Source organism: Mycobacterium sp. P2_H7, from assembly GCF_056403275.1.
In genome coordinates this window covers 21,758-33,995 of record NZ_JBFUFU010000008.1, presented here as the reverse complement: position 1 = coordinate 33,995, position 12,238 = coordinate 21,758, and the positions used below count along the sequence as shown (strand labels likewise).

Annotated in this window: 10 protein-coding genes and 1 pseudogene; 3 read left to right on the top strand and 8 right to left on the bottom strand. The window is 66.1% G+C overall.

The window, feature by feature from the left end; translation table 11 throughout:
• Positions 1-24 precede the first annotated feature (24 nt).
• From AC1DY7_RS11700 to AC1DY7_RS11685, 4 genes are read right to left on the bottom strand one after another with little or no spacing between them, the layout of a single operon-like run.
• Positions 25-774 carry a succinate dehydrogenase/fumarate reductase iron-sulfur subunit gene (locus AC1DY7_RS11700; protein ID WP_477493852.1) on the bottom strand — a complete coding sequence of 250 codons (750 nt, stop codon included), beginning with the start codon at positions 772-774 and terminating at the stop codon, positions 25-27.
• Position 775: 1 nt separating this feature from the next.
• A complete protein-coding gene (locus AC1DY7_RS11695) occupies positions 776-2,692 on the bottom strand; it encodes a fumarate reductase/succinate dehydrogenase flavoprotein subunit (RefSeq protein ID WP_477493851.1) in 1,917 nt (638 codons plus the stop codon).
• 33 nt (positions 2,693-2,725) lie between these two features.
• Positions 2,726-3,556: a hypothetical protein gene (locus AC1DY7_RS11690; RefSeq protein ID WP_477493850.1), complete on the bottom strand. Its 831-nt coding sequence runs from the start codon at positions 3,554-3,556 to the stop codon at positions 2,726-2,728.
• Between the two features lie 38 nt (positions 3,557-3,594).
• Entirely contained in the window at positions 3,595-3,897 is a 303-nt protein-coding gene (locus AC1DY7_RS11685) for a hypothetical protein (RefSeq protein ID WP_477493962.1), read from the bottom strand.
• Between the two features lie 116 nt (positions 3,898-4,013).
• Here AC1DY7_RS11685 and AC1DY7_RS11680 point away from each other — a divergent pair, with 116 nt between their 5' ends.
• Complete coding sequence (locus AC1DY7_RS11680) at positions 4,014-4,769, top strand: isocitrate lyase/PEP mutase family protein (protein WP_477493849.1); 756 nt, start codon at positions 4,014-4,016, stop codon at positions 4,767-4,769.
• Between the two features lie 64 nt (positions 4,770-4,833).
• Here the strand turns inward: AC1DY7_RS11680 and AC1DY7_RS11675 are convergent, their stop codons facing one another.
• A complete protein-coding gene (locus AC1DY7_RS11675) occupies positions 4,834-5,670 on the bottom strand; it encodes a hypothetical protein (protein WP_477493848.1) in 837 nt (278 codons plus the stop codon).
• Positions 5,671-5,882: 212 nt separating this feature from the next.
• On the opposite strand from AC1DY7_RS11675, the pseudogene nirB reads away from it, so the two are divergent.
• Positions 5,883-8,427 (top strand): annotated as a pseudogene (gene nirB / locus AC1DY7_RS11670) (nitrite reductase large subunit NirB).
• Positions 8,424-8,795, top strand: a complete 372-nt coding sequence (gene nirD / locus AC1DY7_RS11665) for a nitrite reductase small subunit NirD (protein WP_477493847.1) — start codon at positions 8,424-8,426, stop codon at positions 8,793-8,795. The pseudogene nirB and the gene nirD overlap by 4 nt, the downstream one beginning before the upstream one ends.
• A 725-nt stretch (positions 8,796-9,520) precedes the next feature.
• Here the strand turns inward: nirD and AC1DY7_RS11660 are convergent.
• The 3 genes from AC1DY7_RS11660 to AC1DY7_RS11650 form a co-directional block, all read right to left on the bottom strand.
• Entirely contained in the window at positions 9,521-10,216 is a 696-nt protein-coding gene (locus tag AC1DY7_RS11660; RefSeq protein WP_477493846.1) for a sirohydrochlorin chelatase, read from the bottom strand.
• Positions 10,213-11,361, bottom strand: coding sequence for a uroporphyrinogen-III synthase (locus tag AC1DY7_RS11655; RefSeq protein WP_477493845.1), 1,149 nt, complete (start codon positions 11,359-11,361; stop codon positions 10,213-10,215). Before AC1DY7_RS11655 ends, AC1DY7_RS11660 begins: the two co-directional genes overlap by 4 nt.
• A gap of 203 nt (positions 11,362-11,564) precedes the next feature.
• Positions 11,565-12,104 carry a GNAT family N-acetyltransferase gene (locus AC1DY7_RS11650; protein ID WP_477493844.1) on the bottom strand — a complete coding sequence of 180 codons (540 nt, stop codon included), beginning with the start codon at positions 12,102-12,104 and terminating at the stop codon, positions 11,565-11,567.
• Positions 12,105-12,238 lie beyond the last annotated feature (134 nt).

Below are 12,238 nucleotides of genomic sequence, written 5' to 3'. Positions count from 1 at the left end.
GCCCCCACTGCTGTGTGCTCTGGTCTAGCGCCGGAACAGCTTGTTACCCAGCCACACGATCGGGTCGTACTTGCGGTCGGCGACGCGCTCCTTCATGGGGATCAGCGCGTTGTCGGTGATCTTGATGTGTTCGGGGCACACCTCGGTGCAGCACTTGGTGATATTGCAGAGGCCCAGACCGTTCTCGTCCTGGGCCATATCGCGCCGATCCAGGGTGTCCAGCGGGTGCATGGACAGCTCGGCTTGGCGCATCAGGTACCGCGGGCCGGCGAATGCCTCTTTGTTCTCCTCGTGGTCGCGCACCACATGGCAGGTGTTCTGGCACAGGAAGCACTCGATGCACTTGCGGAACTCCTGGCTGCGCTCCACGTCCTCCTGCTGCATGCGGTAGTCGCCGGGCTGCAGATCCTTCGGCGGCGTGAACGACGGGATCTCCCGTGCCTTCGTGTAGTTGAACGACACGTCGGTGACCAGATCGCGCATCACCGGGAACGTCCGCAGCGGCGTGACCGTCACCGTCTCGTCCTCGCCGAACGTCGACATGCGCGTCATGCACATCAGCCGCGGGCGGCCGTTGATCTCGGCAGAACAGGAACCACACTTGCCGGCCTTGCAGTTCCATCGCACGGCCAGATCACCGGCTTGGGTCGCCTGCAGACGGTGGATGATGTCGAGCACCACCTCACCGTCGTTGACCTCGACGGTGTAGTCCTTCAGCTCGCCGCCGTCTTCGTCGCCACGCCAAACCCGCAGACTCGCGTCATAGGCAGCCATCTCAGCCCTTCCGTTCGGGGTGCTCGGTCAATTCGGCGTCGGTGTAGTACTTCTCAAGCTCGGAGAGCTCGAAGGTCCCCAGCAGATCGGGACGCATCGGAACCTGTGTCTCGGGCTCGACCGTGACACCGGGGACCATCGCCTCGGCGGTCGCGGCCCCGGTCGTCTTGCACACCAGCAGCGTGTTGCGCCAATTGGCATCCATCGCCGGATGATCATCACGGGTGTGGCCGCCGCGGCTCTCGGTGCGCTGCAGGGCGGCCTTGGCCACGCACTCGCTGACCAGCAGCATGTTGCGCATGTCGATGGCCAGGTGCCACCCCGGGTTGTAGATCCGCCCGCCCTCGACCGCGACGTTCTGCAGGCGCCCACGCAGCTCGTCGAGCTTGGTCAGCGCCTCCTCGATCTCTTCCTTCTTGCGGATGATGCCGACCAGGTCGTTCATCGACTGCTGGAGCTCGGCATGCAGCGTGTACGGATTCTCGGGATTGGCGTGCGCGTCATACGGCGCCAGCGCCATCTTGGTGGCCTCTTCGACTGCCTCTTGCGGGGGCGTCGGTCGCTCGGACAGGGCCCGCACGTAGTCGGCGGCACCGAGACCGGCACGCCGGCCGAACACCAGCAGGTCGGACAGCGAGTTGCCGCCGAGACGGTTGGAGCCGTGCATGCCGCCGGAGCACTCACCGGCGGCGAACAGCCCGGGAGTCGCGGCGCCACCGGTGTCGGGATCGACCTCGATACCGCCCATCACGTAGTGACAGGTCGGGCCGACCTCCATCTCGTCCTTGGTGATGTCGACCTCCGCCAGCTCGATAAACTGGTGATACATCGACGGCAGCCGGCGCTTGATCTCCTCGGTGGGCATCCGGGAGGCGATGTCGAGGTAGACCCCACCGTGCGGGGTGCCGCGGCCCGCCTTGACCTCGGCGACGATGGCCCTGGCGACCTCGTCGCGGGGGAGCAGGTCAGGGGTGCGGCGGGCCGAGTCGTTGTCCTTGAGCCACTGGTCGGCTTCTTCCTCGGTCTCGGCGTACTGCCCCTTGAACACCGGGGGGATGTAGTCGAACATGAACCGCTTGCCCTCGGAGTTCTTCAGCACTCCGCCGTCCCCGCGGACACCCTCGGTGACGAGGATGCCCTTCACCGACAGCGGCCAGACCATGCCGGTCGGGTGGAACTGGATGAACTCCATGTTGATCAGGTTGGAGCCGGCACGCAGCGCCAGGGCATGGCCGTCGCCGGTGTACTCCCACGAGTTGGACGACACCTTGAAGGACTTGCCGATGCCGCCGGTCGCGAGCACCACCGCGGGCGCGTCGAACAGGATGAAGCTGCCGGACTCGCGCCAGTACCCGAACGCGCCGGCGATCCGGTCGCCGTCCTTGATCAGGTCGGTGATCGAGCACTCGTGGAAGACCTTGATCCTGGCTTCGTAGTCGCCGGTCTCCTTGAAGTCCTCCTGCTGCAGCGAGACGATCTTCTGCTGCAGGGTGCGGATGATCTCCAGCCCGGTCCGGTCGCCGACGTGCGCCAGCCGCGGGTAGGTGTGGCCACCGAAGTTGCGCTGGCTGATCTTGCCGTCCTTGGTGCGGTCGAACAGCGCACCGTAGGTCTCCAGTTCCCACACCCGGTCCGGGGCTTCCTGCGCGTGCAGTTCGGCCATCCGCCAGTTGTTGAGGAACTTGCCGCCGCGCATGGTGTCACCGAAGTGCACCTGCCACGAGTCTTTGGTGTTGACGTTCTTCATCGCGGCGGCGCAGCCACCCTCGGCCATCACGGTGTGGGCCTTACCGAACAGAGACTTGGTGACCACCGCCACCCGCAGGCCCCGTTCACGGGCCTCGATGACCGCTCGCAACCCTGCACCACCGGCACCGATCACGACAACGTCGTACTGGTGCCGTTCGAGCTCAACCATTAAACCCTCGCTCTAAAGTTATGAATTGACTTGTTAACCAATGAATCTGAGATCGGAGATGGTCCCGCTGGCCACCAGCATGATGTAGAAGTCCGTCAGCATCAGCGTGCCGAGCGTGATCCACGCGTACAGCTTGTGCCGGGTATTGAGCTTGCTGACCTGCACCCACATCCAGTACCGCACAGGGTGTTTGGAGAAGTGCTTGAGCTTGCCGCCGACGGCGTGGCGGCACGAGTGGCAGGAGATCGTGTACACCCACAGCATGATCACGTTGATCAGCAGGATGATGTTGCCCAGGCCGAAACCGAAGCCGCTCGCGGTCTTGTCCGAATGGAAGGCGATGATCGCGTCGTAGGTGTTGATCAGCGAGATGATCCCGGCGATGTAGAAGAAGTACCGGTGGGTGTTCTGGATGATCAGCGGCAGGCGGGTCTCGCCGGTGTACTTGGCGTGCGGTTCGGCCACGGCGCAGGCGGTGGGGGACTGCCAGACCGAGCGGTAGTAGGCGCCTCGGTAGTAGTAGCAGGTCAACCGGAACAGCAGCAGGAACGGCAGCGACAGCGCCGCGTAGGGCAGCCACCACACGTCAGGAAGGAACTGCGGCCAGAAGTGACTTGCTTCCGGCACGCAGCCCTTGCTGACGCACGGTGAATAAAACGGTGTCAGGTAGTGGTAGGCGGGAACGTAGTAGTTGTTCTGCAGGAACGCGCGCACCGTTGCGTAGATGACGAACGCGGCGAACCCGAGATCGGTGATCAGCGGAGACTTCCACCATGCGTCGGTACGCAGGGTGCGCTGCGAGATCTGAGCTCGTGTGGGTGAGAAGACGCCGGTACCTTGATTATTCGAGGTCGGTGCGCTCACGTAGTTCCCTCTTTTTCTGTTGTGAACTGGCGCGGTTGTTACCGCGTGCCGCCGAGCCCTTCGTCGTCGACGTCGCGCCAGAAATCGCTGTCATAGTCGGTGTCGGGGATGGAGATCTTCTCCACCGAATGGGGATGGTGCACAGTTCGTCCGCCGCGATCGACTTCAAGCTCCTCGGCGTCGATATCGAGTCGGTCGATATCGTTGAGCATGCGTTCGGCGTCGTTCACGATGCGGCGCATCGCGGGGCTGTCGCCATGCCGGGCTGCCAACGATGTGACGCAGCGGCGGAGGCCGCCGATCAGTTCGTGGAGTTCGGCAATTTCGGTCGTAGTAGTCAAACTAGTGACCTCCTTGGGCTGAAGGGTGTCATGCATCACAGTACGCATTCGATGTTAGCCACAACACGGACTTCAGAGTGAGACAGATCACGTATCCGAAACGAGAGGTAACCGAAATGTCGAATCAGGTTCTGGTCGAAAAGGCCGCCGCGCTGCTGGCTCTGCACCGCCCCGGCAACCCCGGGGTGCTGCCGACCGTGTGGGACGCCTGGTCGGCGAACACCGTGGTGAAGGCCGGTTTCGAGGCGCTGACCGTCGGTAGTCACCCGGTCGCGGACTCCCTCGGTAAGCCCGACGGCGAAGCCATCAGCTTCGACGATCTTCTGACCCGCGTCGGGCAGATCACCGCCGCGGTCGACGTGCCCGTCTCGGTGGACATCGAGTCGGGTTACGGCGAGTCGCCCGCCCGCTTGATCGACGGACTGCTCTCGGTCGGGGCGGTCGGGTTCAACCTCGAGGACACCGTCCACAAAGAGGGCGACCGGCTGCGCACCCCGGAGGAGCACGCGGCGCTCGTCGGCGAGTTGAGGGCCGCGGCCGACGCCGCCGGCGTGCATATCGTCATCAACGCCCGCACCGACATCTTCATCAAGAACGAGGGCTCTGAGGCCGACCGCGTGCAGCGCGGCATTGACCGTCTGACGCTGTCCGCTGAGGCCGGAGCCGACTCCCTCTTCCCCGCGGGGCTGCGTGACCCCGAGGGTCTGGCCACCTTCGTCAAGGCCGTGCCGTTGCCCGTCAGCGTCACCGTGCAGCCGTCCAACGACCTCGCGGCGCTGACCGCGCTGGGCGTCGGCCGGATCACCTTCGGCCCGTTCCTGCAGTGGGCGCTCACCGAGCGGACCAACGAGATCCTGGCCGCCTGGAAGTAGGGGCGCCGCATTGGGCGCGTTCGTAACGCTGCGGCGGCATCTCGGGGCTAAATGCGCCGTCGCGTTACGAACGTAAGGTCCACGCCCGACGGATCTTTCGTAGGGTGACGGCAGGCGTATCGCGAGCCGTGATTCTGATGACCATCCAGTCCATCTCCATCATCTCGTCCATTCGCGCAATGTCCTTGCGCAGCTGTTCGGGGTCGGTATGGTGGCGTCCCTCGTACTCGACAGCGATCTTGGGCTGCCGCCAAGCCATGTCGGCTTCGCCGATGAGTGCGCCGTACTCGTTGAAGATCGGGTACTGCGTCTCGGGACGGGGAAACCCTGCGCGCACGACGAGCAGCCGCAGCCGGGATTCTTGCGGGGACTCCGCGCCCGGGTCGACCAGCGCGATGGTTTTGCGGGCCTGCTTGATTCCCTTGCACCCCTCGAAGCGCTCGGCACCCAGCTCGATGTCGGCGACCTTGAGTCGGGCAGCCCGGGCCAATGCATCGATGATGATGACGGCGGCGTCTTCGTCGAGCCGTCGTGCCAAGTCGACCGCAGTTCGTAGCGGTGTGGTGACACGCATCTCGCCGATCGGGCAGATATCGGCTTCCTCGATGGCATCCGACCAGACGGCGATCCCACGTGCTGGCCGTCGATTGCTGTCGATGATGTTGGCAGGCAGGCCGGGGTCGATATAGCGGGCCCCGTGCAACGCCGCGGCCGAGTATCCGGCCAGGACGCCGTGGCGCCGCGAGCGCAACCATGCGGCTTTCGCGCGCACCACGGCCGTTGGTCGCGTACCCCGCTGGACGTAGACGTCCTGGTGCACGGCCACGAAGCGGGTGCGCAGCTCATGCCGCGTCATGCACCCTTTCGCCAGCATCTCGCTGCCGATGAACGGGTCTCCCATGGCGGTAGTGTCCGCCGGCGCACCGACAGGCCCGCATTTGTGACACCGGGGTTGAGAAAAGCATGGAAATCCGCCGTCGCGTTACATGCGAGGTGCGCAGCAACCAAAGCACCACTGCACTCACAACCACGAAACGGGCATTGTGAGAACACCGTGACGGCTGCTTCACACGACGCGACATTTCAGAAATATCGACTACCTACCGTCGCGGTATGCACTCAGCCAAGCATGTGGTCGTGGTCGGACACGGCATGGTCGGACACCGGTTCGTCGAAGCCCTGCGTTCGCGCGACGATCAGCACGAGTGGCGGGTCACCATCCTGTCCGAGGAAGCGGATGCGGCCTATGACCGTGTCGGGCTGACGGGATACACCGAGCACTGGAACCGGGCGGATCTGGCGCTGTCCGGTAATGACTATGCAGGTGACAACGGCGTCGTCCTGCACCTCGGCTTGGCGGCCCCCCAAGACCGTGACCGCCAGCGACGGCCAGGTGCTGGAGTACGACGCGCTGGTGCTGGCCACGGGCTCCTACGCCTTCGTGCCGCCGGTGCCAGGGCACGACCTGCCCCAGGTGCACGTGTACCGCACGCTCGATGACCTGGATGCCATCCGTGCGGGTGCCGAATCCGCAAAAGAGTCGAACACCCCGGTCGGCGTTGTCATCGGTGGCGGCCTGCTGGGCCTGGAGGCGGCGAACGCCCTGCGCGGTTTCGGGCTCACCACCCACGTCCTGGAGATGTCGCCGCACCTGATGGCCAATCAGCTCGACGAGGCCGGTGGCGTGCTGTTGAGCCGGATGATCAAGAGCCTCGGCATCGAGGTGCACACCGCGGTCGCCACCGAGAGCATCGCTCCGGCCCAGCGGCACCGCCCCATTCGCAAGTCCGCCGTCGACGACTCGATGCGGGTCACGCTGAACGACGGCAGCACCATCGACGCCGGCGTGGTGATCTTCGCCGCCGGTGTGCGCCCGCGCGACGAACTGGCTCGTACCGCCGGCTTGGAGCTCGCGCAGCGTGGCGGTGTGCTGACCGACTTGTCCTGCGTGACAAGTGATCCGCACATCTACGCGATCGGCGAGGTGGCTGCCATCGAGGGCCGCTGCTACGGCTTGGTGGCACCCGGCTACACCACCGCCGAGGTGGTGGCAGATCGGCTGCTCGGCGGCGAGGCCGAGTTCCCCGGTGCAGACATGTCGACCAAGCTCAAACTGCTCGGCGTCGACGTCGCCAGTTTCGGTGACGCGCAGGGCCATACGCCGAACTGCCTCGAGGTCGTCGTCAATGACCCGGTCAAGCAGACCTACGCCAAGCTGGTGCTCTCCGACGACGCGAAGACCCTGCTGGGCGGCATCCTGGTCGGCGACGCGTCGGCCTACGGGGTGCTGCGGCCGATGGTGGCCAGCGAGCTGCCCGGCGACCCACTGGCGCTCATCGCGCCGGTCTCCGACGGCGACGCCCCGGCGCTGGGTGTCGGTGCGCTCCCGGACATCGCGCAGATCTGCTCGTGCAACAACGTCACCAAGGGCGACCTGAAGGAAGCCATCTGCGGTGGCTGCGACGACGTCCCCAGCCTGAAGAAGTGCACGCTGGCCGGCACCTCGTGCGGGTCGTGTGTGCCCCTGCTCAAGCAGCTGCTGGAAGCCGAAGGCGTCGAGCAGTCCAAGGCGCTGTGCGAGCACTTCCCGCAGTCGCGCGCCGAGCTGTTCGAGATCGTCGGTGCCACCGAGATCCGCACCTTCTCCGGTCTGATCGAGAAGTTCGGCACCGGAAAGGGTTGCGATATCTGCAAACCCACCGTCGCCTCGATTCTGGCGTCCACCAGTTCCGAGCACGTGCTCGACGGTGAGCAGGCCTCGTTGCAGGACTCCAACGACCACTTCCTGGCCAACATCCAGAAGAACGGCAGCTACTCGGTGGTGCCGCGGTCGCCCGGCGGTGAGATCACCCCCGAGCAGCTGATCCTGATCGGCGAGATCGCCCGGGATTTCGACCTGTACACCAAGATCACCGGCGGTCAGCGGATCGACATGTTCGGCGCCCGGGTGGACCAGCTACCCGAGATCTGGCGGCGGTTGGTCGAGGGCGGCATGGAATCCGGCCAGGCGTACGGCAAATCCCTTCGCACGGTGAAGAGTTGCGTGGGAAGCACCTGGTGCCGGTACGGCCAGCAGGATTCGGTGAACATGGCCGTCGACATCGAGAAGCGCTACCGCGGCCTGCGCTCACCGCACAAGATCAAGATGGCGGTGTCCGGCTGCGCCCGGGAATGCGCGGAGGCGCAGAGCAAGGATGTCGGTGTCATCGCCACCGAAACCGGTTGGAACCTCTATGTATGCGGCAACGGCGGCATGTCACCGCGGCACGCCCAGCTGCTGGCCGGCGACCTCGACGACGAGACGCTGGTGCGCTACATCGACCGCTTCCTGATGTTCTACATCCGCACCGCCGACCGGCTTCAGCGCACCGCGCCGTGGCTGGAGGCCATGGACGGCGGCCTCGATCACCTGCGCGACGTCGTGTGCAACGACTCACTCGGTCTGGCCGCGGAGTTCGAGGCGGCCATGGAACGCCACGTCGACGGCTACGCGTGCGAGTGGAAAGGCGTGCTCGACGACCCGGAGAAGCTGTCGCGTTTCGTGTCGTTCGTCAACGCCCCCGATGTCGCGGATCCGACCATCGAGTTCACCGAGTCCTTCGGCCGCAAGGTACCGATCGGGATGCCGACCATGCGCCCTGTACAGGAGAAGTCATGACCTTGCTCGACGACCGCAAAGACGTTGACGCCCAAGGTGACTGGGAGTGGGTCGAGGCGTGCGCCTACGACCGCCTGCTGCCGTGCCGCGGCGTCGGGGTGCTGCTGCCCGACGGGACCCAGGTCGCCCTCTTTCGCCTGGACGACGGATCGCTGCATGCCGTCAGCAACATAGACCCTTTCTCCGGCGCCGCGGTGATGTCCCGCGGCATCGTCGGCGACCGCGCCGGGCGAGCTTGTGTGCAGACGCCAATCAAGAAGCAGGCCTTCGCTTTTGACGACGGCGGCTGCCTGGATGACGCGAGTGTGGCGCTGGCGGTATTCCGGACCCGGGTTACGCCGGACGGTCTTGTTCAGATCGCCGTATAGCGGCAGCGGCCCAGTGGGCATCGCGGCCCGGCCCGGGCCTGCGCACGACGTCCCCACGCCGTTCCAGCACGGTGAGATTGCGATAAACGGCCTCGATCACGGCACCTTTGCCTTGGCGCTGTACGTAATCGCGCAGGTCAGCGGTGGTCATCGTGCCATCGGTGGCGTGTAATGCCGTCAGGAGCCATTCCCGAAGCTGCGCCGTCCCCCATTGTGAAGCCATCGCAGAGATAGTAGTCGAGGGCCGGGGTGCACCCGACCATTTGAAAACCGCTGCGCTATCTGGTAAATCCGGGCTACCTTTCGTGCTGGTGAACATCGGGTGGACAATTCGAACCAGGGGCTGCTACTGGTTAGTATCAACCCCGAAGTAGGGGAGGTGCCGGGGCGGCATGAGCATGCGTTCGGGTGCGACGGTACTGGGCTCAGCAGCGGTTTTGGGCGCGCTGGTGGCGCTGTCGATGGCGGTCGGTCTCGAAGCCGTCGACCGTAGTGGCGCACCCATCCCGTGCGGGGACGGTTTCAGTCCCGATTTCGAGGTCGCCGCCAAGGTCGACCGGCTCAATTTCGACCAGAACATCCTGAGCGGACCTCAGTTCGAGACCAGCGATTACGCCGAACAGTGTGACGGCCTGATAGGCACCCGGCGCACCGTGGCGGCCACGGTCGCCCTCGGAGGAGCGGTCCTGCTGGGGTCGGTGGCGTCGGCCCCGCTACTGGGCCGGCTACGCCGCGGTGGGCAGGCCGACAGCACCAGCCCTGCGGAACCGGCTGGCGATCAACCGGACCATGCCCGGGTGTATGCCGAGTGGATCGCCGACGATGTCGGCACCGGAATCACGCAGCCGATCCTGGAACAGCCCGTCGGCGAGCAGATAGGACGCGACCGCCACCCGTCGATCAGTGCGGTGGCGCGCAGCCTGGACCGCCTCCGCGACCGTGGGGGCCCCGGTAGCGGCGAAAGCGAGCTCTACGCGGTCTCCGGTCAGGGCAGATAGCATCGCCGCGGTCTTGCGCAGATCGGACTGAGCACTGCGATCCGAGGTACCCGCGGCCGCCAGGATGACGGAATCGCCTGGCCGCCAACCTGATTCGAAGAGCCTGTCGGCCATCACCCGGACGGTGCCGTGGCACGGCCCCAGCGGCTGGGTCACCACGACCCGTTGGTGTCTGCTGGCCGCGACGTGGGCGGGCACGTCGACCCGCACGTGATAGCCGCCGGCCAGGAACGCGGGCACGACGACCGCCGGCTCATGACCGGGCAGCGAATCGAGCACCTCGCACGGGTTCGGTCCCAGCACGTCGACGAACGCGACATGCACCTCGCGGTCCAGCACCGTCGAGACGCGCCGCGCCAGTTCGCCGATCATGTTGACCCCGCCGGCCTTGCGGGTGCCGTGGGCCACCAAGAGGTAACTCATGCCTCATCCTCCGGGAACTCGTCCACCGCCAGTCGATAGCCACGCTTGACGACGGTTGCGACGATGTTCTTGTCGCCCAACGCCGTCCGCAGCCGAAGTACCGCTGTCTCCACCGCGTGGGTGTCGGTGCCGCTGCCGGGCAGCGCACCGAGCAGGTCGGCGCGGGACACCACCGCGCCCGGGCGTTGCGCCAAGGCGCGGATGGTGGCCATGCTGGCCGGCGGAAGCTCCTTGACCACGTCGTCGACCAGGACGCAGGTGCCGCGGATCTCCAGCACGTGCCCGGCGACCCGGATCCGGCGGGACTGCAGCAGGGGCAGTTCGTCGGTGATGTGCCGGGCCAGCGCACCCAGACGCATCCGCTCCGGCGCCGAGGTCGGTACCCCGAGCCGGACCAACGGACGCGCGGTCACGGGGCCGACACACATCGCGTGCACCGTCGTGCGCAGTGCGTGCAGCAGTGAATCCTCCACGCCCAGTTCGGCTGCCCGCATCAGCGTCGCGGCGACCGCGGGCGCGGAGGTGAAGCTCACGGCATCGAAACGCTGATCGGCGATGGCCATCACCATCTGGTCGAAGGCGCCACCGCGGGGCGCGGGATGCCAGCGGTACACCCGGATGGGCACCACCTCGGAGCCGGCGGCCCGCAGTTCGTCGAGGAACTCCGGGAACGGATCCCACTCGTCGGTGGCGCCGTGCAACTGCACCGCGATCCGCATCCCGACGATGCCGCCCTCGAGCAGATAATGCAGAAGCTCGCGGGAGGACTCGGACTCCGGTGACCATTCCTCCGGGAGGCCGGCCGCGCGCAGGGCGCCGGTGGCCTTCGGGCCGCGGGACACGATGCGGGCTTTGGACAGCGCGGAGGTCAACTCGTGGGCCAGCCCCCACCCGTCGGCCGCCGCGATCCAGCCGCGCAATCCGATACCGGTGGTGGCGATGACGATGTCGGGCGGTGTCGCGATGAGCGCCTCGGTGTTGGTGCGCAGTTCGTCGTCGTCGGGTAGCGGCACCATGGCGATGGCGGCCGCACTCGTCACGTCGGCACCGCGCCGCTTGAGCAGCGCACCCAGTTCTTCGGATCGGCGAGCGGAGGTGACCGCAACCCGGAACCCGGTGAGCGGTGCCCAATCAGGTTCGGTCATGGCTTCTGTGTATTCAGCGCATGTTTCGAATGGGTTACTCGGCCGTTGCCGAGGTGTGTCGCCTCTGCGGGCAGGGGCTCAGGGCGGCGCATGCCGACCACGTTAAGAAGGCTATGTTGCGCAATCGCTGCCTGCGATATCCCGGCCGTGAACATCCGCTCACTCGTGTGAGAGTACTCCTGTGAGGTCTGTGAGCAGCGGATTCACCAGAGGTCGCCGTCCCGCCAATCGCAGGTCAGGCCGCCGTCGACAGCCAGCTGTTCCGATACCGGCCAGACGTACACCGAACCGTCGTCATCGGGGGTCGGGGTGACACCCGAAAGGGTGAGCGCCGAGGTTTGACCCCGCCAGCGCATCCAGCCGCGCGCGTCGTACAGCGTGCGCCCGGCGTCCGAGGAACTCAGCGCACCGAGTTCGTAGGCCCCGCGAAGCACCTGCTCGACGGCGTCCATGACGGCGCCGGCCAGCCCGTGACCGCGCCAGTCCTCGCGGACCGCGACCGCCTCGACGTAGCCACACCGCAGCGCGCGGCCCTGGTGCAGCAGCCGGCGCTGCACCACCGCACCGTGCGCGATGATCGCGCCGTGGCGCCAGACGAGCGCGTGCATGCCACCGAGAGCGTGGTCCCAGTCGGTGTCGGTGAAATCGCCAGCGAATGCGTCCACCACCATCTGCCGGGCATCGGCGCGGGTCTCACCATCGAGATCGGCGGTGTGGATCAAGCGTGCGGTGTGTACACCCACACCTGTCGTTCTACCAGCCTCGGTCCGGAATGTGTCCCCGAACGCAGGAGTGGTTCCTCCAATCGGAGGACAACGAGTTCATCCCGCGGATCCACCGGTTACCCGACACCCCTGAGCCGGCCGCCGCGGCATTC

Excerpts from the sequence above, each read along its gene's own strand:
- AC1DY7_RS11660 (WP_477493846.1), bottom strand. The coding sequence starts at position 10,216 with ATGAGTTACCTCTTGGTGGCCCACGGCACCCGCAAGGCCGGCGGGGTC.
- nirD (WP_477493847.1), top strand. The coding sequence starts at position 8,424 with ATGACCTTGCTCGACGACCGCAAAGACGTTGACGCCCAAGGTGACTGG.
- AC1DY7_RS11655 (WP_477493845.1), bottom strand. The coding sequence starts at position 11,361 with ATGACCGAACCTGATTGGGCACCGCTCACCGGGTTCCGGGTTGCGGTC.
- AC1DY7_RS11695 (WP_477493851.1), bottom strand. The coding sequence starts at position 2,692 with ATGGTTGAGCTCGAACGGCACCAGTACGACGTTGTCGTGATCGGTGCC.
- AC1DY7_RS11700 (WP_477493852.1), bottom strand. The coding sequence starts at position 774 with ATGGCTGCCTATGACGCGAGTCTGCGGGTTTGGCGTGGCGACGAAGAC.
- AC1DY7_RS11680 (WP_477493849.1), top strand. The coding sequence starts at position 4,014 with ATGTCGAATCAGGTTCTGGTCGAAAAGGCCGCCGCGCTGCTGGCTCTG.
- AC1DY7_RS11675 (WP_477493848.1), bottom strand. The coding sequence starts at position 5,670 with ATGGGAGACCCGTTCATCGGCAGCGAGATGCTGGCGAAAGGGTGCATG.